Consider the following 20555-nt stretch of genomic DNA (forward strand, 5'->3'; position numbering starts at 1 on the left):
CTTTATCGGTTAAAAAAAAGAGGATTAAAATATGGCAATGCCCCTTGCAATGTACTAGTCAAAAGGTGTATGGTTGAAAGAATATCTTACAGGAAAACAAATCGCTTTTAAATTGTCAGATTAATCAGTTAATAATGAAATTGGATTTTATTTCTAAGGAGAAACTTCAGTAAAACCACGACAGAGAGGAGGAAAGCGCTTTAACAGATTTTTCTTGTCTGAATTCCAGAAAACCTATTGCTAATATTTTGTGAAGGTATAGAATAGAATCATAATTATTTCATATTATTAGAATTTTCAAATAATCAAACAGCAAGGAGATTTACGATGCCAAAACAACCCATCCGCGTTGAACTTAGTTCAACAAAAAAACCAAAACCTCAATCTGATCAACTTGAATTCGGAAAAATCTTCACAGACCACATGTTTGTGATGGATTATTCAATTGATAAAGGCTGGTATGATCCGAGAATTATTCCTTATCAGGCGATTCCAATGGACCCAGCTTCTATGGTTTATCATTATGGCCAATCTGTTTTTGAAGGCTTGAAGGCGTATGTGTCTGAGGATCAAAAGATTCTTTTATTCCGTCCCGAAAAAAATATGGAACGCTTAAACAGATCAAATGACCGCCTATGTATCCCACAAATTGATACAGAAACGGTTTTAGAAGGCTTAAATGAACTCATTCGCATTGACAAGGATTGGGTACCTGATGCAGAGGGCACTTCTTTGTATATTCGACCATTCATTATTTCTACTGAGCCCTATTTAGGTGTTGCACCGTCAAGCACCTACAAGCTGATCATCATTTTATCTCCAGTAGGTTCTTATTATAAAGAAGGCATCCATCCGGTCAAAATTGCGGTGGAAAACGAATTTGTCCGCGCTGTTAAAGGCGGAACAGGAAATGCCAAAACAGCTGGAAACTATGCATCAAGCCTGAAAGCACAGCAAGTTGCTGAAACGAAAGGATTTTCACAAGTTCTGTGGCTTGATGGCATCGAGAAAAAGTACATTGAAGAAGTCGGTAGTATGAATATCTTCTTTAAAATCAACGGAGAAATCGTGACGCCTGAACTGAACGGCAGCATTTTAGAAGGGATCACACGGAATTCTGTGCTTGAGCTGTTAAAGCATTGGGAAATCCCTGTGACAGAACGTAAAATTTCAATTGATAAGTTAATTGAAGCACATCAGTCAGGTGAACTTGAAGAAATCTTCGGAACAGGAACGGCAGCCGTCATTTCTCCTGTCGGTGAATTAATTTATCACGATCAGCCATACGTCATTCAAAATGGTCAAACAGGCGAAGTATCGAAGAAATTGTACGAAGCGATTACCGGAATCCAAAAAGGAACTCAGCCAGACATCTTCGGCTGGACAGTAGAAGTCGATTCGGTCGTCAAGCAGGCATAAGCAAGCGAAAGAACCTTTCATTTGATGAAGGGTTCTTTTTTTGTTTCTTTATCTCCTCCACTACCTCATAATGGAAAATATGGATCTATTCCACACTTAAGGAGTGATGGTATGTTTTTTACTTATTTACTTGCGTTCTTTGGGATTTGCATCGGATCAATCATCATCGCTACAGGTTTCGACGATTCATCGTTCTTCACCCGTTTTTTATTTAAGTTTCTCGGAATTTCTATCCTTGTTCTTTCCATTACTTTTGTAAAAGTGAGGCGAAAGAGGTTACGCAACAAAAAGGCGAAAAAGACTTAGATGTCAGTCAGCCTCTCATCAAATCGTGCACCAAAACAAGACCGATATCCCCACAATGGCCCCTGCATATATCCACTGTTTGCCTTTGATACTCCGCTTTCTCTCGATCAGTAAAAAGATCTCTGGTAAAAAGACGATGATGATTTCTAGGATAAAAACAAGATGATAAACTGGCGGCATCGGCTGGAAATCAAAGTCTCTTTCATCTCCACCGATGGTTGCGAAATACATTAACAGATTGGTTACTGGAATAGTAAAACAAACGAGCAGGCGGAGAACATACATCCACACATCCTGTCTACGCCGAATCAGACCAATAAATGAAGCAATGATTCCATACAAAAACAAAACCACTGTGCCGTAACTAAGTAGAGGTTGAACGATAAAGCCGTAAAGCATTAAACCAATTGCCACCATATTCTAACCGTCCTTTCTTTGAAGCAGTACATGTTGTTTTTTCTATCATACACTGCTTTCTCCGGTTTCCATATGAAAAAATCATAAAAAACGACCCCATAAAGGGGCCATTTTATTTTAAGCATTCACTGATTTGAAGAACTGCGGTAAATATTCACGGTGCGCTTCAAGCATTTCATCTAAGATTTGCTTTGCAATTTCGTCAGAAGGAACGAGTGGATTGATGGTCATGGCGACAAGAGCCGTCTCGTAATCTCCTGTCACAGCTGCTTCAGCTGCCACACGCTCGAAGGACTTGATTTGTTGAACGAGTCCTCTCACAGCCACAGGCAGATCACCTGTCGCGATTGGTTTTGGTCCGTCCTTTGTAATGATACAGTTCACTTCAACCGCTGATTCGGCCGGAATGCTAGCAATCGCTCCTCTATTCACTGTATTTACCGGTTGAATGTCATGTTTATCATTATAGATGGAGCTGATCAAATTACATGCTGCATCGCTGTAATAAGCCCCGCCTCTTTTTTCGAGCTGCGGCGGTTTAATCGATAAATCTGGGTCTTTATATAACTCAAATAGTTCATGCTCGACTTGCTGCACAACCTCTGCTCTTGTTCCTTTTTCTTGAGCCGCTTTTTGTTCTTCCTCCAGCATATCTTTCGTTTTATAGTAATAACGATGATACGGACATGGAATGACCCCTAAGCCTTTGACGAAAGAAGGCTCCCAGTTTTTCGCTTCAATATTCCTCATGGACCACTGGCTATTTGGATTTCCTAATTCATCGAGCACTTGATCCATAATGCTGACCCCGTCTAAATACACATCTAAGCCATAGACCATGTGATTGAGGCCTGCAAATTGTACTTCAATGCGTTTGACATCGACATCCAGCGCTTTTGCAATGCCCATTTTGATTCCAATCGGCACATTGCATAGACCGACCACTTTTTTCAGATTCGTGTAGCGTAACACCGCCTCTGTGACCATGCCTGCTGGATTTGTAAAGTTCACCAGCCAAGCATCTGGGCAAAGCTCTTCCATATCCTTCACGATGTCTAGAATGACTGGAATGGTGCGTAGACCTTTAAATAACCCGCCTGGACCATTCGTTTCCTGTCCAATGACGCCATATTTAAGCGGGATTCTTTCATCCTTGGCTCTGGCTTCGAGCAGTCCTACACGAAATTGTGTCGTGACAAAGTCCGCATCTTTCAGAGCTGCCCGGCGGTCAAGGGTGAGGTGCACTTCAATCGGCAAACCCGCTTTTTCAACCATACGTTTTGCAAGGGCACCCACGATGTTCAACTTTTCCTGACCTGCTTCAATATCCACAAGCCATAATTCCTTTACAGGCAATTCTTGATATCGTTTAATAAACCCTTCGACGAGCTCAGGCGTATAGCTTGATCCACCGCCTATTGTGACAATTTTGATTCCGTCTTTCATGAATTGACACCTCCGAATTGCTTCATTTTTTCATGGAGCTCAATGATTTCAGCTGCAAGCTCCTTGACGGTCATTGCGTTCATCAGATGATCCTGTGCATGAATCATCAAGAGACTGACGTCGGTTTTCTCTCCTCTGATTTCTCCTTGGATCAGCTCTGTCTGTGCGTGATGCGCCTCATTTAACGCGTCTTGTGCTTCCTGCAATTTTTGCTTCGCCTCATCAAAATTACCTTGCTTTGCACATGTAATGGCCTCCATGGCCGAGCTTCTACCATTACCACCGTGCAAGATGAGTTGAAACACAATTTGTTCCATTTCCATCGGCCGCATCCCCCTTGTTCCCTCTATTACATGCTGACGACATTTTCATCTGTTGATGCTTTTGCTTCAAGCTCATTTTCTTCTTTCAATTTCTGCTTATCCCACATTCTAAAGAATGGATAGTATAGTGCGAATGACAAGGCAAGGTTAATCAGCTGCATGACCGCGCCAGAGATTTTCCCACCTGTTGCGAGATAGCCTGAAATGATTGGCGGCATTGTCCACGGGACAGCGATCCCTGCCGGTTTTGCTACAAGTCCTGTGCTCATTCCGATATATGTGGTGATGATCATCATAATTGGGGTAAGGATAAACGGAATGAGAAGCATTGGGTTCATCACAATCGGCATTCCAAAAATGATCGGTTCGTTGATGTTAAAGATGGCTGGCCCAATCGCAAGACGGCCAAGCTGTTTCATTTGTTTACTTCTCGCACGCAAGATCATAGTCAGTACCAAAGCAAGCGTCGCGCCGCTTCCGCCGACATTGATAAAGATTTCAAAGAACTGCGCTGTGAAAATATTCGGCAGCACTTCTCCTGCTTGGAAGGCAAGACGGTTTTCATCCATCGCACCGAGCCAAATCGGACCCATGACTCCGCCGACAATGGTGGCTCCGTGAATACCACATGCCCAGAGGAGCATTTGCACACCGATGGCAACGATACTTCCGCCTAAGCTTCCACCAAGAATGGATAGTGGTGTGCCGATTAAGACCGTGATGATATTATGAATACTCTCAAAAGGTGTCATCTCAATCAGAAGCCTAGCGACCCAGATCAGCGTGATGACCACAAAACCTGGAATAAGTGCGATAAACGATTTACTAACTGCTGGCGGTACACCATCAGGCATTTTGATGACGATATTCCGCTGTACAATAAAGCGGTAAATTTCGGTGGAAAGCATGGCAATAATCATGGCAACGAATAGCCCTTTACTGCCCATCAGTGTGACGGGAATACCGCCATTCACTAGGATAGCTTCTGTTGATCCTTCAGGTGTGAACGGGACTTGATAAGGTGTGGCTAGAAGGAAAGCTGCGACAGCAATTGCTCCAGATGACAGTGCATCGACTGCATACTTTTCAGCTAACCTGTACGCGATCCCAAAGGTCGCAACAAGTGCCATAATGTCAAAGGTGGCATTCACAGGATAGGATAGTTTCGTGGCCCATTCGGCTCCGAAGACACTTGCCATAAAATCGCTATATCCTGGAATCGGAAGGTTGGCTAAAATGAGAAACAGTGAACCGACGATAATGAGAGGCATGGTTAAAACAATTCCGTCACGCAATGCTTGTAAATGTCTTTGAGCGGCAATCTTCCCTGCAAACGGCATAACCTTCTCTTCTAGAAATCGGTTGAATCCATTCATCCCTTCCGCCCCCTTTATCCGTTCACTAACTGTTCAGCAGATTTTAAAACCTCAGCACCATTACATACGCCATAATGCACGGTATTAATCACGTCTACTGGAATTCCTTTGTCTTCTCCGAGTTTTTTCATTTGCGGTAATAAATAACGAACTTGAGGTCCTAATAAAAGCACATCGGCTTGATCAATATGATTTTTTGCAGCATCTCCAGATACTGCCCAAATACGATAGTCTTTTCCTTGTTCTTGTGCACTTTTCTCCATTTTTGTGACAAGTAAGCTTGTTGACATACCTGCTGCACAAACTAATAAAATGTTCATTGTAAACGCCCCCTTTTTGAAGTATGAAGCTTTTCTTTACACATTCATCATATTATGAAACCGCTTTCATAAACACCCATACTTTTTCCTTTAGGAAGCGGAAAAAGTTAATATCACACCATTAGTTCTTGTACGAAGGCGCTTTTTTATACATGACATCCAGCATGTCTTCAAAGGTGTCACAGGTGATGAGGTGCTGAATAAATTTCACATGATGGACAAGCTCTCCAAGCAGACGGTACATGCCTTTTAAGTCTTTGGCGTTCTCTTTTTCGACACAAAGCAAGCAGACAAATTGAACTTTTTTCTCTCCCCAAATAATCGGTTTTTCTAATGTACAGATCGCCCAAAACGTCTCTTCTGTTAGCGGGGTCATCGGATGTGGAATCGCTGTATAATGCCCAAATGAAGTTGGTGCAGACTCTTCTCTTTCCATCACAGATTGTGTAAGTTCTGCTGGCGCTAAGCCCATGTCAATGACCTTTTGCGTGAGAAAGTGTATGACCTCTTCCTTTGTTTGAAAGGCGCATTTTGTAAAGACCAATTCCTTTTTCATATATTGCGTGGCTAATGTCACTCTTGTTTCACTTGTCAAAGCTTCTTCTATTTTTAAAAAATCACTGCCTCCTAAAATCGTGTTCACTTGAATGACCGGAATCGGTAAATCCATATGAATGGGAATGGTCGTAATAATTAAATCCAATGCATGTAAAGAGACATGCGGAAGGGAATAAAGCTCTGCTGTGCCTAAAATGGTCAGCTTCGACCCAAATTGTGACCGCAAACGATCTTGAAGTAGCCTTGCACTCCCTGCACCAGACGCACAGACAATCAGGCATCGCTTCGGTGGTATCTCCATTTTCCTGCGCTCTAAGGCCGCACCAAAATGAAGTGCCATATAGCCGATCTCATTTTCATGAATGGACAAACCTGTCTCTTCTTCAATGACCCTGCTCGCCACAATCCCTGCTTCAAAGGCAATTGGATAGCCCGCTTTGATCTCATCAAGCATTGGATTTCTTAAATTCATTCCATACTTACACCGATTGATCGCCGGCTTTAAGTGCAAACTGAGGCCAATCAGCAATTCCGCATCTCCCGCTAAATCCAGCTGCAATTTTTGATCAATGGCTTTCAGCATCAGCTGAACAAGACGGCTCGTGTCATCATCCACAATTTGTTTTTGACCGCCCGTTGAAAAAGACTGTACCATTTTGGCTGTTCCTAGCAAATGAATGGCGATATAAACGATTTCCTCTTGTGGAAATGAGACATCCAGCAGCCCTTCAAGACGCTCAACCATTTTTTTGGCTACCTTGTATTCTTTTGCCCTTGGGATTTCGTTGATTTCTTCAGGCAGCACAGATACATAGTTTCCGTGTCTAATCCGTTTGCAGGCAATAGCAATATGAACAATTAAATTATTCATGCAAATGTCTGATAGATTCATTTTTTCCTCGTTGATATAATCAATCATAGTTCTCTGAATCAATTCCAGCTCATGTTTTGGCAAAATCGTAACCGCCGTGTTCAGCATGGTTTGATAGGAACGCCGTTCATTGAATAAATATTCTGACATGCAATAACGGATTTTCATCTCAGATCCTTTGATCCGGCAGCCTTTATTCGGCTTTGCTTCCAGCTTCAGATCAAAGGGTTCGAGCTTACGTTTGACCCATTTCATGTCATTACTCATCGTCGATTTACTAATAAACAGCTGCTCCTGTAAGTCTTCCAGCTTCACATATGATTCCGCTAGAAGCAGCTTTTTCAAAATAAATCGAACTCGCTCTTCTGGAAGAACAGCAAGCGGTTCTTCCTGTTCGACTTCTTCCTTCATAAAACGGCGAAAGGCATTCTCATCGTTGATCAACAGCTCATAGCCAGCGCCCCTAACAGCTGATACAGCTGCTTGATAAGGGGCTAGACGCTCATTCAGTTCCTTGATGTCTGTTCGGATGGTGCGGCTTGTCACTTGTAAACTGACAGAAAGCGCAGCGCTCGTGAGAGGAGTCTCAGCTGCCATCAGCTGACTTAAAATGTGCGCCAGTCTTTTACTCAGCATTAGGTCGGCCTCCTTCATTTAGGGTGGAAAATCTGCCTTGTTTGGACAGGTTGTATACGCTTACAGTTCTCTTCATTACTCATATTCTACTGAAAAGAAATAAAAATTGCCAACTCATTTATATGACAAACGCCCCTATTTATACATCCAACCATATCTAATGACCTATGAATCTTCTTCTAAGATGCTGTTGTGGAAATCATGAAAAAAAGGCGTTACACCTCCGTGTATCCGCCTTTTTCTTATGAGGAAATCAGTTGTGTAAAGACAACCAATCTTTTTTCATGTGTACCGGCTGCATGATCAAAAGTTCCCGTACATGTGATGAAATTGAGATTCCGTGTAAAGGCGTACCCGAAAAAAGCATTTGGTTTCTCTTCGCGCGGATAGCTTTTCACCTTGAGAACCTCAAAGGTTCGCTTTTCCCCTGACGAGGATGTCACAATGACTTTGTCTCCCTTTTTTAGCTCCTTTAATCGATAAAAAACAGCTGGACCCCATTTATTATCAACATGACCATTTATGACAGCATTCCCTTTATCACCAGGCTTCGGACCATCTTCAAACCAAGCCGTGTGATCTGTATTTTGCGGAACACCCATACTGCCATCCTTTGATAAAGTCGTTTTCTCCACTTTTGCTTGGACATCAATCGCTGGAATGGAGATGTCAGCGGGAACAATACCCGATGGCTCATCTTTTAACATGTCGTGTGAATGAGATTGATTTTTGGCTTGTTTTGCTGTCATTGGCTCAGGAGATGATGCAGTTTCAGAGGATGACTTTTCATCTATTGATTGGGATGCGCAGCCCGTGATGATGAGAAGCGTAAGAATACTAAACAGCCATCTTTTCACGCAAGTCGACCTCCTTTTGAAGAAAGGAACGGCACGATTGTGCACGTTCCCTCTTGTCTTGATATTGTTTAATTTGATGATTTACGGCGAATGAGGAAGAACGCCCCCACTGCACCTCCGGCTAAGATGAGACTTGCCATCATCCCAGCAAATGCTTCATATGACATACCTAATGGACCGGCTGTGCCTCCCATACCTGTTTTCGGCATCTCATTTGGCATGTTGGATTTGAATAATTCAGGATGCTGATCGACAATAGCTGATGCGACATCTTGACCAACCATGAACATATGGCCGTATGCTTCTCTGACAGTCGGGTACAGCTGATCATATTCGCCATTGTGATAAGACGTGTACGTTTTGATGAGCTCATCAATATGCGTTTTCAACCCGGCTTCTAAGTCAGCCGCCTTCAAGCGGCCATCTGTCGCTTGATCTAAAAATTTTGCTTGTTTCATACGGTAAGCATCTAAATCTTTAACAGCCTTCTCTTTTGCTTGCTCGTCTCCTGATGCATCCGCTTTAACATAATCAACTAAATATCCGATATGACTTGACCAGATCGTTTTAAATTGTTTTCCTGCATCTTTTCCATAAACAGAAGCGATCGCATCTGATAGATCATTCGTGTTTTCATTTAACGCTGCTGCCGCTTGGTCAAAGTCCTTGCTGCCATCATTCCCTTTTTGCATAGCCACTACCGCGAGTGCCAAATGCTCTGAGAACAAGTAGTTTAAATCCTCACGAAGATCTGCGGCTGGAGTATCGACTGATTTTTGATCAAATTTCCCAGGAAATTGATCTGTAATCGCCCATGATACACCTTTACCTACTTCAAACATATGATGAATGGATTTTCTGACCGTTTCATAGGTTGTATCAAAATCCTTTTCTGTGTAACTATCAAAAGCTTTTAGCAGTTCATTGACGTGCATTTTTAAACCTTCTTCAAGTTCACTTGCTTTCAATCTTCCACCTGTTGCTTTATCAAGCATATCAGCTTGTTTCATGCGGTATTGATCAAGCTCTTTGACCGCTTTCTTTTTACCTGCTTCATCTTTTTTCGCTGTTGCTTGTACATAATCAACGAAGTAGCCGATATGGCTTGACCAAATCTCTTTAAATTGTTTCCCTGCTTTTTTTCCATACACAGAGGCGATCGCATCTGATAGATCATTCGTGTTTTCATTTAACGCTGCTGCTGCTTGATCAAAATCTTTACTGCCGTCAATTCCCTTTTGCATCGTGATCACTGCTAAATAAGCATGTTCTGAGAAGAGCTGATCAAGCGCTGTGCGAAGATCCGTTGCTTTATTTGACACCTCTTGTGATGATGACGACTTTTTTGCATCCCCATGCATATGTCCTTCGTGTGCACTTGCCATTTGAGCAGTTGGTAATAATAATGCTGCACTAAGCGGGATCGTTAAAAATGCTTTTTTCATTTTCATCTGTTTTGCCTCCTCTTTCCGTTTGTTATGTACTTAACGGAGAGAGAAGTGAAATGGATCATTCCCACAGCATATTTTTTTGTTTCATTCATTTCATAAAAAAAAGCCGGATTACCCGGCTGATACGTTACGACTTTTGGATGCTTTTCGTTCTTTGTATATTTTCCTCACCACTGGATAAATCACTGGTGCCCATTTGACAATTTGTTTCAGCCACTTTTTCATTTTCTCCCGCGCCTCCTTATTGTCATTCTTACAAGACGATTCCCGATCTTGTGATGAAATAAACAGGTGCGGGAGAGCAGGAGTTAAATGACGCCTTGTGCGATCATGGCATCTGCCACTTTGCGAAATCCTGCAATATTTGCGCCTACCATTAAGTTTCCAGCGTATCCGTATTCTTCAGCTGTCTCAGTACACTGACGATAAATCGACTGCATCATTTGTTTCAACTGACCATCTACTTCTTCAAAAGTCCAAGACATTCTCGCACTGTTTTGCGCCATTTCTAACGCCGAAACACCCACTCCGCCAGCATTTGCCGCTTTTGCTGGTGCAAACAAAATATCATGTTGTTCAAATACTTTGACGGCCCCAAGTGTGGACGGCATATTGGCCCCTTCTCCTACAGCGATGACACCGTTTGCCACTAGCTGCTGTGCTTGCGACTCTGAAATTTCATTTTGGGTCGCACATGGCAGCGCAATGTCACAAGGAAGAGACCAAATTTGTTCGCAATCTTCAATCAATTCAGCATGCGGGTGAATGTCTATGTAGGCAGCAATTCGCTGGTTGTCGACTTCCTTCAGCTGCTTCACTGTCTCAAGTGAAATGCCTTGAGGGTCGTAAATGGCTCCGCTTGAATCACTACAAGCCACAACCTTTCCGCCCAATTCCAATACTTTTTCCATCGCATAAATCGATACATTTCCTGACCCAGACACAACAACAGATCGTCCTTCAAATTGCATTCCGTGGGCTTTTAACATTTCTTCCATAAAGTACACCAGTCCATAGCCGGTCGCTTCTTTTCTTGCTAAACTGCCTCCGAAGCCAGGGCTCTTTCCTGTCAGGACACCTGCTTCATACGCACCGCGCATTTTTTTGTACTGGCCGAACATATAGCCGATTTCGCGTGCGCCTACCCCAATATCTCCTGCCGGTACATCTTGATCAGGTCCAATATAACGACTGAGTTCACTCATAAAGCTTTGAACAAAACGCATGATTTCTCCATCAGATTTCCCTTTAGGGTCAAAATCTGATCCACCTTTTCCTCCGCCGATCGGCAAACCTGTCAGTGCGTTTTTAAAGATTTGTTCAAACCCTAAAAACTTGATGATGCTTGCATTGACCGATGGGTGGAAACGAATGCCCCCCTTATAAGGACCGATGGCACTATTAAATTGAACCCTGAATCCTCTGTTCACCTGTACTTTGCCTTCATCGTCTACCCACGGTACACGAAACATCACAAGCCGCTCAGGCTCAATTAAGCGTTCTAAGATCCCCTGTTTTTCATACTCTGGGTGTTTTGCAAAAACCGGGACGAGGGATTCCAGAATTTCTTTCACGGCTTGTTGGAATTCCGCCTCGCCTGGATTCCGTTTTTCTACATCCTCTAGCACACGGTGGATGTAGCTTTGTGCTGTTTGTGCTGCTCGATCTAAGGTCAACATGTCTCATCTGCCTCCTTGTCAATATCTCACTCTTTGGTTGTTAGATTTTCTAACGCATATTGAGATTAATTTAACACCATTTGTAAAAACTGATCAATATTGATAACAGATGAAAACGATGCCGAAATGAGATAGATTAAGCAGAATCACCTTCCGTCATGAAAATGACGCGCTCAAAGAATGACTATCGTGCTAGAAATGACGAACTGGACGTTCAACATCCCGCTTTCTTTGACACATTCATGAAACTTTCATTGTTTCTAGATGATGATCATTCAAAAAAAAGGTCAAAAGTTTTACAACGTCTTTCAATTTTTTCTGAGCTTTTCTCCTCTTTTACGATCAGGTAAGACAACACACAGCCAATATAAAATAGAAGAAGATGGGAAGTTGATTAATCCAATGATGCCCCAGAACCATTTATAACGCCCTCTTTTCTTAGCATCCATAAATAAGAGAAATCCTTGTGCAAACAGTAACGGTAATGCGCACAATAAGATGATCATTTCCGTATGACTCATAAGGAGGACCCTCCTTTAATCTGTTGATATTCCTTGATGCCGACAACCACACAGAGCGGCACACTCACCACTTGGAGAAGAATGAAGATGATGGGCAAATGAGTAATGGCAGCTGCAAAAAGTGTCATGATGGTCAGACTGACGATGATGTACGCCAGCACTTCTTGTTTAAAACGTTTTTTCTCTTTTTCCTTTGCCTGCTTTAGCATCAACATCAAAGCTTGTTCACTCGGCTTTTCTACTTCGATTTGTTCATCGAGCTCCTGCAGCTCCTCTTTTAAACGATCGGCGAAACGATCTTCTTTCATCAGTCCCACTCCTTTCGAATTTTCTTGATCCCATGATGAACCCTCGATTTCACCGTACCTTCTCTCACCCCGAGCATCGAAGCGATTTCAGGGTAAGTAAAGCCATAATAGTAATGGAGAAGGATCGGTGCTCTCTCCTGAGCCTTTAACTCATTTAAAGCATCCCACATGTCATGCCAAGTATGGCCTTTTTGCTGAACATCCCATTTGAACCGGCGGATGGCTTCTTGATTCGCCTTTCCTTCTCTCGTTTGTTCACGTTTTCTTTTCTTTTGATGATCTAAAAATTGTCTAGATGCAATGGACATGAGCCATGTTGAAAATAATGAATCTCCTCTAAAAGAAGAAAGTTTCATGTACGCTTTGAGCATCGTTTCTTGCATGATCTCCTCTGTCAGCTCTTGTTGAAGGGTCAATTTCATCAAATAACGGTAAAGAAACGAATAATGATGCCGATAAAGGGCGGTAAATGCGGCATCATCCCCCTGTTTTGCCCGCTTGATCCATAAAGTCTCCTCGGTCTGCTCCAAACACGTCCCTCCTTCCTTTCTATCTCTTATTGATTAGACGACACCGGTGATCGCATCGTTTAAAATAGACCTTCTTTTTTTAAATTGGAGCCTTTTCTACCTACTGTTTAGCGCATGGATCTATTTGATATCCAATTTTTTCTTATGTAATGATTATGACATGTCTTTGTCTCTAACAAAATGACGCTTTCGTAATCATCTTGATTTTCCTTGAAAAAAAGAACGTCCTTTTCATAATCACTAGGTTACCCCAATACCTATCGTCAATGATCCTTGTCTCATGTAGATAAATTGAAATAATCATTGCCTTAGTTTCCTTGAAAATCGTGGAATACTTCGTTCCAATTCTTAGCCGATGATACCTTTTTGCGTGCTATGCTCTTCCTACATTCCGAAAGAGGCGATGCTGGCGAAGGAAGGAGGAGCGGTTGAATCGCAGCTTATTTTGGAAACGTTTACATTAAAACAAAATATAGAATGGAGATGTTCATGTTGAAGAAAAAAGTTCCAATGTTAGCTGGTGTGTTAGCGGTTGGTCTCGTGACTTCATTATTTGCGCCAAATGGGGAGGCAAAAGCAGCAACGAAATATCCAGAAAGCCCTTCGATTATGGCCAATTTTAATCAGCAAGGATTCTCCACATTAAATGGCGGTACAACAGGCGGTGAAGGCGGTAAAACGGTGACGGTGAAAACCGGAAATGAACTATTAGCTGCCCTCAAAAGCAAAGGAACAAATGAAAAATTGAAAATCGTGGTAGACGGAACGATTACTCCTTCTAATACATCGGCCAATAAAATTGATGTGAAAGATACAAACAATGTCTCCATCGTCGGTAAAGGGACAAACGGCGAATTTAATGGGATTGGTATTAAAGTATGGCGTGCCAATAACGTCATCATCCGCAACCTCAAAATCCATCACAGCAAAATCGGTGATAAAGATGCCATCGGAATCGAAGGTGGTTCTAAAAACGTATGGGTCGACCATAATGAACTCTACAACACTTTGAACTCTGGGAAAGATGACTATGATGGGTTATTCGATGTGAAAAATGACTCCGATTACATTACGTTCTCATGGAACTATGTCCATGACAGCTGGAAAACAATGCTGATGGGCAGCTCCGATAACGATAACTACAACAGAAAAATCACATTCCACAACAACCGCTTTGAAAACTTGAACTCTCGTGTACCGTCTATGCGCTACGGAGAAGGTCATGTGTATAACAACTACTACAAAGGCATCCATACAACTGCGATTAACTCTCGTATGGGCGCAAAAATGAGAATTGAGCACAACGTATTTGAAAATACAAACAATGCCATTGGCAGCTGGGACAGCCGTCAAGTCGGTACATGGCATGTCATCAACAACTCATATATTAACAGCACAGGTAGCCTGCCAACGTCTTCAACAGGTACGTACAACCCTCCTTATAACTACTCTTTGCTTAACGTGAACAATGTGAAATCAGAAGTTGTATCAAATGCGGGTGTAGGAAAAGTAAATCCTTAAGCTCAAAAAAACGTTCGGGCAGAAATCTTCTTTCCGAACGTTCTTGTCGTTCAATTTTTACACGACCGAAAATGGACGATCCATTTCATACAGCTTTTGATAACGCACATTTTCTTTCAGCAAATCATGATGGTGCCCTTCCATCTCAATACGTCCACCTTCAATAAACATCATACGGTCACATGCCTCACAGCCAGTGAGATGATGGGTGATCCAAATGACTGTTTTTCCTTTTAACACACGGAAGATTGTTTCAAGCAATTCACGCTCTGTGCGTGGATCAAGCCCGACGGTTGGCTCATCTAATACAACAATCGGTGTGTTTTGCAGCAAAATCCGTGCTAGAGCCATACGCTGTCTTTCTCCACCAGAGAAACGAACCCCTGTCTCTTGTACACCTGTGTGATAACCTTCTGGCAAAGACTCAATGTAATCGTGCAGCTGCACTTGCTGCGCGGCTTCTTTTACTTGCTCTTCTGTCGCTTCTGGAGAGCCTAAGCGAATGTTGTTTAAAACAGATGTATCAAATAAATAGGGCTGTTGATTGAGCACAGACACATAAGAGGATACCTCCTCTTGAATGCTTTGTACCGGTTTCCCCTGAATGCTGACAACCCCTTGATTTGGCACGACTGCCCCTTCTAACAATTTTAAAATGGTCGATTTGCCTGCACCGCTTTTTCCTAAAAGAGCGAGCGATTCACCTTGCTTCAGTGAAAACGAAAAATGCTTGAGTACATGTTGATCTGCTTCATATCCGAAGGTGACTTGATCAAAACAGACCGCTTCAACGCCATCAGAGACGGGTGTCTCCTCTGCTGCCTTCCTCTCCACTAATCCTTCATACGACTGCTCTTCATAATGATTTAATCTGCTGACGGCATGCTGATAAACAGGAATATCGCCTGCTGCATCTGACAGCGGAAGAAAGGCTTCTGTTAATGGAAACAGCACAAGCACAAAGGCTGCGATGAGCGTGTGTGGCATAGAACCAGCCTGAACGACTGAGCCGCTCCAATACACAACAAGGACGACTGCTCCTCCAATGACTAGCTGTGCTAAAAATTGGCGCAGACGGATAAACCGATGCTTTGCCGCTTCGAGCGCTAATAGCTTTGCTTCTTTTCGTTCATAGCCTTCAACAAAATCGTTCTGTCTGCCGCTAAACAACCAGTCACTTACGCCCATGACGGCATCTGTTAAATGGCTGTACAGTTCATTTCTGCCTTTCTTCATTTGAATTTGTCGTGCCCGGTTCACAAGTACTGTGATGTATGGGAATACAAATACGAGCAGCGCCATATAAAGCAGCATCAATCCGGCAAAAGGCCAAGAAAAAAGCCCAAGTGCTCCAATCGAAGCGGCATATAAAAGCAGCGCACCGATGGATGGAAAAATTGTTTTTAAATACGCATCCTGTAATCTCTCCACATCTTCTGATAACAGCCCAAGCATTTCACCTGTTCCAAGCTTAGTCTGTTTGGCACTTCGTTCAGCCATGTCATAAAGACGTACCCGCATTTTTTCAATCATTGTCAAAATGAGCTGATGACTCGCTAGTCTCTCTGCATAACGAGCAGCTGAGCGTGAAATACCAAAGGTACGTACTGCCACGATGGGGACATAGACCATCAAGATATTCTCAGGTCTTGTGGCAGCTTTTGAAATGAGGAACCCTGATGTATACATGAGCATAGAAGCAGAAAACACCGCAATCGCCCCTAAAAAAAGCACCAAGGCAAACAGCTTTTGATTCTCCTTGATATAAGGTATAAACCAGCCTTTACTGACCATGTGTGACCGCCCCCATTTGTTCCTGTACCAATTGATAGTACACACCTTTTCTTTTCATTAATGATTCATGAGTCCCCATCTCTGCAATCGTCCCATGATCCATCACAATGATTTCATCCATATCCGTCATCCAATGAAGTCTGTGTGTGGCTAAAAACACAAGTTTATCTTCAAACAATGGAAGCATTGTTTTCTTTAATTCATACTCTGTCTCAATATCCAGATGAGCCGTTGGTTCATCTAACAGCATAATGGATCGCTGGCCGAGCACTGTGCGAGCGAGGGCAATCCGCTGCGCTTGTCCACCGCTCAGTCCTCTGCCCTGTTCGCCAATGACCTCATCCAGTCCATTGGGGAGATCCGCTACGAGCTGAGACAAACCTGCCTCTTGCACCGCTCTTTCAACGTCTTCATCGGTTGCATTCGGTTCATAAAAACGAATGTTTTCTCTCAGTGTCATGTGAAATAAATAAGGATGCTGCGGCATATAAACGACTTCTTTTTGCCATGCCGCCAGCTGTAAATGAGCAAGCGGCTTTCCGTTTAGGATGATTTCACCTGCAGACGGTTCAACAAAACCACCGAGAACATCCGTTAACGTCGATTTCCCCGAACCACTGGCACCGATGATCCCAATTTTTTTCTTTCCTTTCACAGTGAGGTCCACATCCTGAATCGAATATGGTGCATGCTCATCATGTAAGACACTGACATCTTGCAGTGTGAGCTCAGATTGCTCATTCCACTCGTTCAGCTGCACGGATTGTGTCTCCTGCTCTCGGAAGCCCTTTTCCTCTAAAATCACTTGAATCGCCTCATTCGCTTCTTTACCGTTTAACGTCGCATGATAATCATTTCCCACTTCACGGACTGGCAAGAAATATTCTGGCGCAAGCATCAGTGCGGTCAAAGCGGGCAATAACAAAAGATCTCCTTCAATTAAGCGCAAGCCGAGAAATACAGCGACAGTCGCAATGGACAGCATAGAAAAGAAATCGAGAGCAAAAGAAGAAAGAAAGGCGACTTTCAGTGTGCTCATCGTCGCCTTTCGATAACGCTTTGAGACCTCTCCAATATTGCGAGAATGCTTTTTGCTAATCCCTAAGTAGCGAAGCGTTTCAAGGCCACGGAGAGAATCAGCAAAATGATTGGATAATTTCTCATACGATCTCCATTGTTTGGCCGCTTTACGCTGAGCGACAAGTCCTAGCAAAATCATAAAAACAATTAAAATTGGCAGCGTGACAATGAGAATGACAGCAGATGTTCCATCTAATGTCCAAACATAGACAAGCACCATCACCGGAATAACTGCCATGTTCACCATTTTCGGCAAAAACAGCTGTAAATACTGACGATATTGGGCAATGCCCTCCATCGCCAATGTCACAAGCTTTCCTGTTCCTTTTTTCTTCGTGAAAGCTGGACCTAAACGGAACAGCTGGTCCAACAGCTGCTTTCTGACGTCTGCTCCAATTCGGGAAGAATAGGTGAACATGACCTTCTCCCGCATCAAGGTGAGACCGTGCCGCACCAGAAAGACAGCAAGAAACAGCAAGACATAAGGTGTTGCCTGCATGAGGCTCTTCCCGTCAAACAGCGTTGTTATGGCATGTGCCAGCCACTGTGCTTGAAAAATAATACTTGCTCCTTGGATGATTGACACAATACCTAAGAGGGCAAGAAGCCCCCTCATTCCTTTTAGTTGAAGCAAACGTTTATCCATTAGTAGGTCATTGGCTCCTTACCGCTTACACGTTTACGGAAGACATAGTAGCTCCAGATTTGATACCCAAGCACAAAAGGTAGCAAAGAAACGGCAACAATCGTCATGACCGTCAGTGAATAAGATCCTGATGCAGCGTTTTGAATGGTGAGGTCGAATGCATGGTTGATCGAACTAATCATGACACGCGGGAATAATGCTGTGAAAAGCATGGTCACCGTCACCATAATACCTGCACCTGTGAATAAAAATGTCCATCCATCACGCTCTTTTCTCATAAAGAATAGAGCCGCTACATAACAAACCACAATGAGTACAGTTAAAGGGATCGTAATGATCGGACGTACGGTATAAATGTCTGTTTCAAGAATAGACACACCAACAAATAGAACAAGAACTGGTAGTGCAATCAATAAAACACGCTGGCCGAGCTTTCTTGCACGATTTCTTAAATCACCCTCAGTGCGGAGTGTGACGAAAATCAATCCATGCAGAAGGCAAAGAACCGTCACAGCTACCCCGCCGATCACTGAATAAAGATTCACAAAGTCTGTAAATCCAGCGTACATATTCATGCTTTGATCAATGGGCATTCCTCGTAAAATACTTGTGAATAGCACGCCGAGTAAAAATGGCGGAAGCAGGCTGCCAAAGAAGATCACCCAGTCCCACGTTTTGATCCATGAAGCCTTCTCGACCTTCCCTCTAAATTCAAAGGCGACCCCCCGCCCAATGAGCGCTAGCAGGAGAACCGTAAACGGAATATAGTATCCGCTGAACATCGTAGCGTACCAGTGAGGAAAAGCGGCGAAAATAGCTCCGCCTGCTGTAATCAACCAGACCTCATTCGCATCCCAGAAAGGGCCAATCGTATTGATTAAAATGCGGCGCTCATGTGCATCTTTTCCAAGCAGCTGCATGGACATCCCGACACCAAAATCAAATCCTTCTAAGAAGAAAAATCCAACAAACAGTACTGCGACAAGAATAAACCAAATCTCGTTAAGATATGCCATGATATGCGCCTCCATCAAATGGATCTGTAGACAGGTCCGTTTCATCCTTTTGATCTGTATTCTCTTCAGAATGTGCACCTTTTTTAATTTCTCGAATGAATAAGTAGGCAAGCACGATGGCAAGAATCAGATAAATGGTCGTAAAGCTAATGACTGAGAATAGCAACATGCCGTACGATACGTTTGGTGAAATGGATTGTGCGGTTGTCATCATACCAAAGACTGTCCACGGCTGACGCCCAATTTCCGTCATGATCCAACCAGCTGAGTTTGCAATAAACGGGAACGCAATCATCCATACCATGAAGCGTAAATACCATTTGTTTGATTCTAGTTTTTTTCTAAAGCTCAAATACAAACCAATCATACTAGCAAAAATCATCAACATGCCGGCACCCACCATGATTCTAAAGCTCCAGAAGGTTGTTTTGACTGGAGGAATGTAATCTCCAGGACCAAACTTGGCTTCATATTCTTTTTGAAGGGTCAGCATGCCTGGCACATCTCCACTAAACTTCGAATAAGCCAAGTAACTTAAAGCAAACGGAATATTGATCTCCGCAGAGTTTTCTTTTTTATCTGTGTCAATGTTGGCAAATAGTGTCCAAGCCGCTGGATCTCCACTATCCTTCCAAAGGGCTTCACTTGCTGCCATCTTCATCGGCTGTGATTCCATTAAGTGCTTTGCTTGATCATGTCCAGAGAACGCCACACCTAAGCCAGAAATGAAAGCAAGCACCATGGCAATCTGGAAAGATTTTTTGAAAAAGGTCACTTCTTGTTTTTTGATCATTTTATAGGCACTGACACCCGCGATAAAGAAAGCACCGGTTGCCAATGCACCAAACAGAACGTGCGGGAACTCAACCCAAAGTTGCGGATTTGTCACGAGCGCCCCAAAGTCATTCATTTCTGCACGGCCATTTCTAATCACAAATCCAACTGGCTCCTGCATAAATGAGTTGGCGAGTAAAATCCAAAACGCCGAAAAGATCGTACCAAGAGAAACGAGCCAAATACATAACAAATGAATTTTTTTCGGCAGACGATCCCAGCCGAATATCCAAAGTCCAATAAATGTAGATTCAAGGAAAAAGGCCAATAGCGCTTCAATGGCAAGCGGTGCACCAAAGACATCACCGACAAACCTTGAATAATCAGACCAGTTCATCCCAAACTGGAATTCTTGCAGAATCCCTGTCACCACACCTACTGCAAAGTTAATTAAGAAAAGGTGACCCCAAAATTTTGCCATCTTTTTATAAATCTCTTTTTTCTTGACGACATAAAGGGTTTGCATCAATGCAACGATAAATACCAAACCTATAGACATAGGAACAAAAATAAAATGAAATAATGTCGTTGAGGCAAATTGAAATCTTGCTAAAAACAGCTCACTCACAGCCTTACATCCTCCCTTACTTTCGCATGCCGAATGATTCGAGATATTTATGCTCACCATTTCACAAAAAGTTCACTA

At 42.9% G+C, this 20555-nt stretch carries 19 protein-coding genes; 2 read left to right on the forward strand and 17 right to left on the reverse strand.

Features of this window, described 5'->3' with window-relative positions:
• Nucleotides 1–327: 327 nt before the first annotated feature.
• Nucleotides 328–1419, forward strand: a complete 1092-nt coding sequence (locus KVT11_RS09135) for a branched-chain amino acid aminotransferase (protein ID WP_217608998.1) — start codon at nt 328–330, stop codon at nt 1417–1419.
• A 324-nt stretch (nt 1420–1743) separates the two neighbouring features.
• Here the strand turns inward: KVT11_RS09135 and KVT11_RS09140 are convergent, their stop codons facing one another.
• The 13 genes from KVT11_RS09140 to sigY form a co-directional block, all read right to left on the reverse strand.
• Nucleotides 1744–2142, reverse strand: coding sequence for a hypothetical protein (locus tag KVT11_RS09140; protein WP_060832752.1), 399 nt, complete (start codon nt 2140–2142; stop codon nt 1744–1746).
• 117 nt (nt 2143–2259) lie between these two features.
• Nucleotides 2260–3588 carry a 6-phospho-beta-glucosidase gene (locus KVT11_RS09145; protein ID WP_017368309.1) on the reverse strand — a complete coding sequence of 443 codons (1329 nt, stop codon included), beginning with the start codon at nt 3586–3588 and terminating at the stop codon, nt 2260–2262.
• Nucleotides 3585–3911 (reverse strand): PTS lactose/cellobiose transporter subunit IIA, encoded by a 327-nt coding sequence (locus tag KVT11_RS09150; RefSeq protein ID WP_008345561.1) that lies wholly within the window; start codon nt 3909–3911, stop codon nt 3585–3587. The genes KVT11_RS09145 and KVT11_RS09150 overlap by 4 nt, the downstream gene beginning before the upstream one ends.
• Nucleotides 3912–3937: 26 nt before the next feature.
• Entirely contained in the window at nt 3938–5287 is a 1350-nt protein-coding gene (celB, locus tag KVT11_RS09155; protein WP_007497888.1) for a PTS cellobiose transporter subunit IIC, read from the reverse strand.
• A gap of 14 nt (nt 5288–5301) precedes the next feature.
• Complete coding sequence (locus KVT11_RS09160; RefSeq protein WP_007497889.1) at nt 5302–5607, reverse strand: PTS sugar transporter subunit IIB; 306 nt, start codon at nt 5605–5607, stop codon at nt 5302–5304.
• A gap of 121 nt (nt 5608–5728) precedes the next feature.
• Entirely contained in the window at nt 5729–7672 is a 1944-nt protein-coding gene (locus KVT11_RS09165) for a BglG family transcription antiterminator (protein WP_210552260.1), read from the reverse strand.
• A gap of 242 nt (nt 7673–7914) precedes the next feature.
• Nucleotides 7915–8529, reverse strand: coding sequence for a class F sortase (locus KVT11_RS09170; protein WP_210552261.1), 615 nt, complete (start codon nt 8527–8529; stop codon nt 7915–7917).
• A 68-nt stretch (nt 8530–8597) separates the two neighbouring features.
• The gene (locus KVT11_RS09175) at nt 8598–9980 is read right to left on the reverse strand and encodes a copper amine oxidase (protein ID WP_210552262.1); all 1383 of its coding nucleotides are present in this window, start codon (nt 9978–9980) and stop codon (nt 8598–8600) included.
• Between the two features lie 111 nt (nt 9981–10091).
• Nucleotides 10092–10205: a hypothetical protein gene (locus KVT11_RS21010; RefSeq protein ID WP_008345567.1), complete on the reverse strand. Its 114-nt coding sequence runs from the start codon at nt 10203–10205 to the stop codon at nt 10092–10094.
• Nucleotides 10206–10288: 83 nt separating this feature from the next.
• The gene (gdhA, locus tag KVT11_RS09180) at nt 10289–11659 is read right to left on the reverse strand and encodes an NADP-specific glutamate dehydrogenase (RefSeq protein WP_035389910.1); all 1371 of its coding nucleotides are present in this window, start codon (nt 11657–11659) and stop codon (nt 10289–10291) included.
• Nucleotides 11660–11967: 308 nt separating this feature from the next.
• Nucleotides 11968–12180 carry a hypothetical protein gene (locus tag KVT11_RS09185; protein WP_035389911.1) on the reverse strand — a complete coding sequence of 71 codons (213 nt, stop codon included), beginning with the start codon at nt 12178–12180 and terminating at the stop codon, nt 11968–11970.
• Nucleotides 12177–12488 carry a YxlC family protein gene (locus KVT11_RS09190; RefSeq protein WP_008345570.1) on the reverse strand — a complete coding sequence of 104 codons (312 nt, stop codon included), beginning with the start codon at nt 12486–12488 and terminating at the stop codon, nt 12177–12179. Before KVT11_RS09190 ends, KVT11_RS09185 begins: the two co-directional genes overlap by 4 nt.
• Nucleotides 12488–13018: an RNA polymerase sigma factor SigY gene (sigY, locus tag KVT11_RS09195; RefSeq protein WP_007497895.1), complete on the reverse strand. Its 531-nt coding sequence runs from the start codon at nt 13016–13018 to the stop codon at nt 12488–12490. The genes KVT11_RS09190 and sigY overlap by 1 nt, the downstream gene beginning before the upstream one ends.
• 489 nt (nt 13019–13507) lie before the next feature.
• Here sigY and KVT11_RS09200 point away from each other — a divergent pair, with 489 nt between their 5' ends.
• Complete coding sequence (locus tag KVT11_RS09200) at nt 13508–14539, forward strand: pectate lyase family protein (protein ID WP_008345573.1); 1032 nt, start codon at nt 13508–13510, stop codon at nt 14537–14539.
• Nucleotides 14540–14596: 57 nt separating this feature from the next.
• On the opposite strand, the gene cydC is transcribed toward KVT11_RS09200, so the two are convergent.
• The 4 genes from cydC to KVT11_RS09220 are packed head-to-tail and all read right to left on the reverse strand — an operon-like array spanning nt 14597 to nt 20477.
• Nucleotides 14597–16333 carry a thiol reductant ABC exporter subunit CydC gene (cydC, locus tag KVT11_RS09205; protein WP_210552263.1) on the reverse strand — a complete coding sequence of 579 codons (1737 nt, stop codon included), beginning with the start codon at nt 16331–16333 and terminating at the stop codon, nt 14597–14599.
• Entirely contained in the window at nt 16323–18059 is a 1737-nt protein-coding gene (cydD, locus tag KVT11_RS09210) for a thiol reductant ABC exporter subunit CydD (protein ID WP_217608999.1), read from the reverse strand. Before cydD ends, cydC begins: the two co-directional genes overlap by 11 nt.
• The gene (gene cydB, locus KVT11_RS09215) at nt 18059–19075 is read right to left on the reverse strand and encodes a cytochrome d ubiquinol oxidase subunit II (RefSeq protein WP_217609000.1); all 1017 of its coding nucleotides are present in this window, start codon (nt 19073–19075) and stop codon (nt 18059–18061) included. The genes cydD and cydB overlap by 1 nt, the downstream gene beginning before the upstream one ends.
• Complete coding sequence (locus tag KVT11_RS09220; protein WP_035389919.1) at nt 19062–20477, reverse strand: cytochrome ubiquinol oxidase subunit I; 1416 nt, start codon at nt 20475–20477, stop codon at nt 19062–19064. Before KVT11_RS09220 ends, cydB begins: the two co-directional genes overlap by 14 nt.
• Between the last annotated feature and the right edge of the window lie 78 nt (nt 20478–20555).

The sequence above is a fragment of the Bacillus sp. GbtcB10 genome (assembly GCF_019091365.1).
Taxonomy (GTDB): domain Bacteria; phylum Bacillota; class Bacilli; order Bacillales; family Bacillaceae; genus Bacillus; species Bacillus altitudinis.

Coding starts and splice junctions, on each gene's coding strand:
- KVT11_RS09135 (WP_217608998.1), top strand. CDS start 328: ATGCCAAAACAACCCATCCGCGTTGAACTTAGTTCAACAAAAAAACCA.
- KVT11_RS09140 (WP_060832752.1), bottom strand. CDS start 2,142: ATGGTGGCAATTGGTTTAATGCTTTACGGCTTTATCGTTCAACCTCTA.
- KVT11_RS09145 (WP_017368309.1), bottom strand. CDS start 3,588: ATGAAAGACGGAATCAAAATTGTCACAATAGGCGGTGGATCAAGCTAT.
- KVT11_RS09150 (WP_008345561.1), bottom strand. CDS start 3,911: ATGGAAATGGAACAAATTGTGTTTCAACTCATCTTGCACGGTGGTAAT.
- celB (WP_007497888.1), bottom strand. CDS start 5,287: ATGAATGGATTCAACCGATTTCTAGAAGAGAAGGTTATGCCGTTTGCA.
- KVT11_RS09160 (WP_007497889.1), bottom strand. CDS start 5,607: ATGAACATTTTATTAGTTTGTGCAGCAGGTATGTCAACAAGCTTACTT.
- KVT11_RS09165 (WP_210552260.1), bottom strand. CDS start 7,672: ATGCTGAGTAAAAGACTGGCGCACATTTTAAGTCAGCTGATGGCAGCT.
- KVT11_RS09175 (WP_210552262.1), bottom strand. CDS start 9,980: ATGAAAATGAAAAAAGCATTTTTAACGATCCCGCTTAGTGCAGCATTA.
- KVT11_RS21010 (WP_008345567.1), bottom strand. CDS start 10,205: ATGAAAAAGTGGCTGAAACAAATTGTCAAATGGGCACCAGTGATTTAT.
- gdhA (WP_035389910.1), bottom strand. CDS start 11,659: ATGTTGACCTTAGATCGAGCAGCACAAACAGCACAAAGCTACATCCAC.
- KVT11_RS09185 (WP_035389911.1), bottom strand. CDS start 12,180: ATGAGTCATACGGAAATGATCATCTTATTGTGCGCATTACCGTTACTG.
- KVT11_RS09190 (WP_008345570.1), bottom strand. CDS start 12,488: ATGAAAGAAGATCGTTTCGCCGATCGTTTAAAAGAGGAGCTGCAGGAG.
- KVT11_RS09200 (WP_008345573.1), top strand. CDS start 13,508: ATGTTGAAGAAAAAAGTTCCAATGTTAGCTGGTGTGTTAGCGGTTGGT.
- cydC (WP_210552263.1), bottom strand. CDS start 16,333: ATGGTCAGTAAAGGCTGGTTTATACCTTATATCAAGGAGAATCAAAAG.
- cydD (WP_217608999.1), bottom strand. CDS start 18,059: ATGGATAAACGTTTGCTTCAACTAAAAGGAATGAGGGGGCTTCTTGCC.
- cydB (WP_217609000.1), bottom strand. CDS start 19,075: ATGGCATATCTTAACGAGATTTGGTTTATTCTTGTCGCAGTACTGTTT.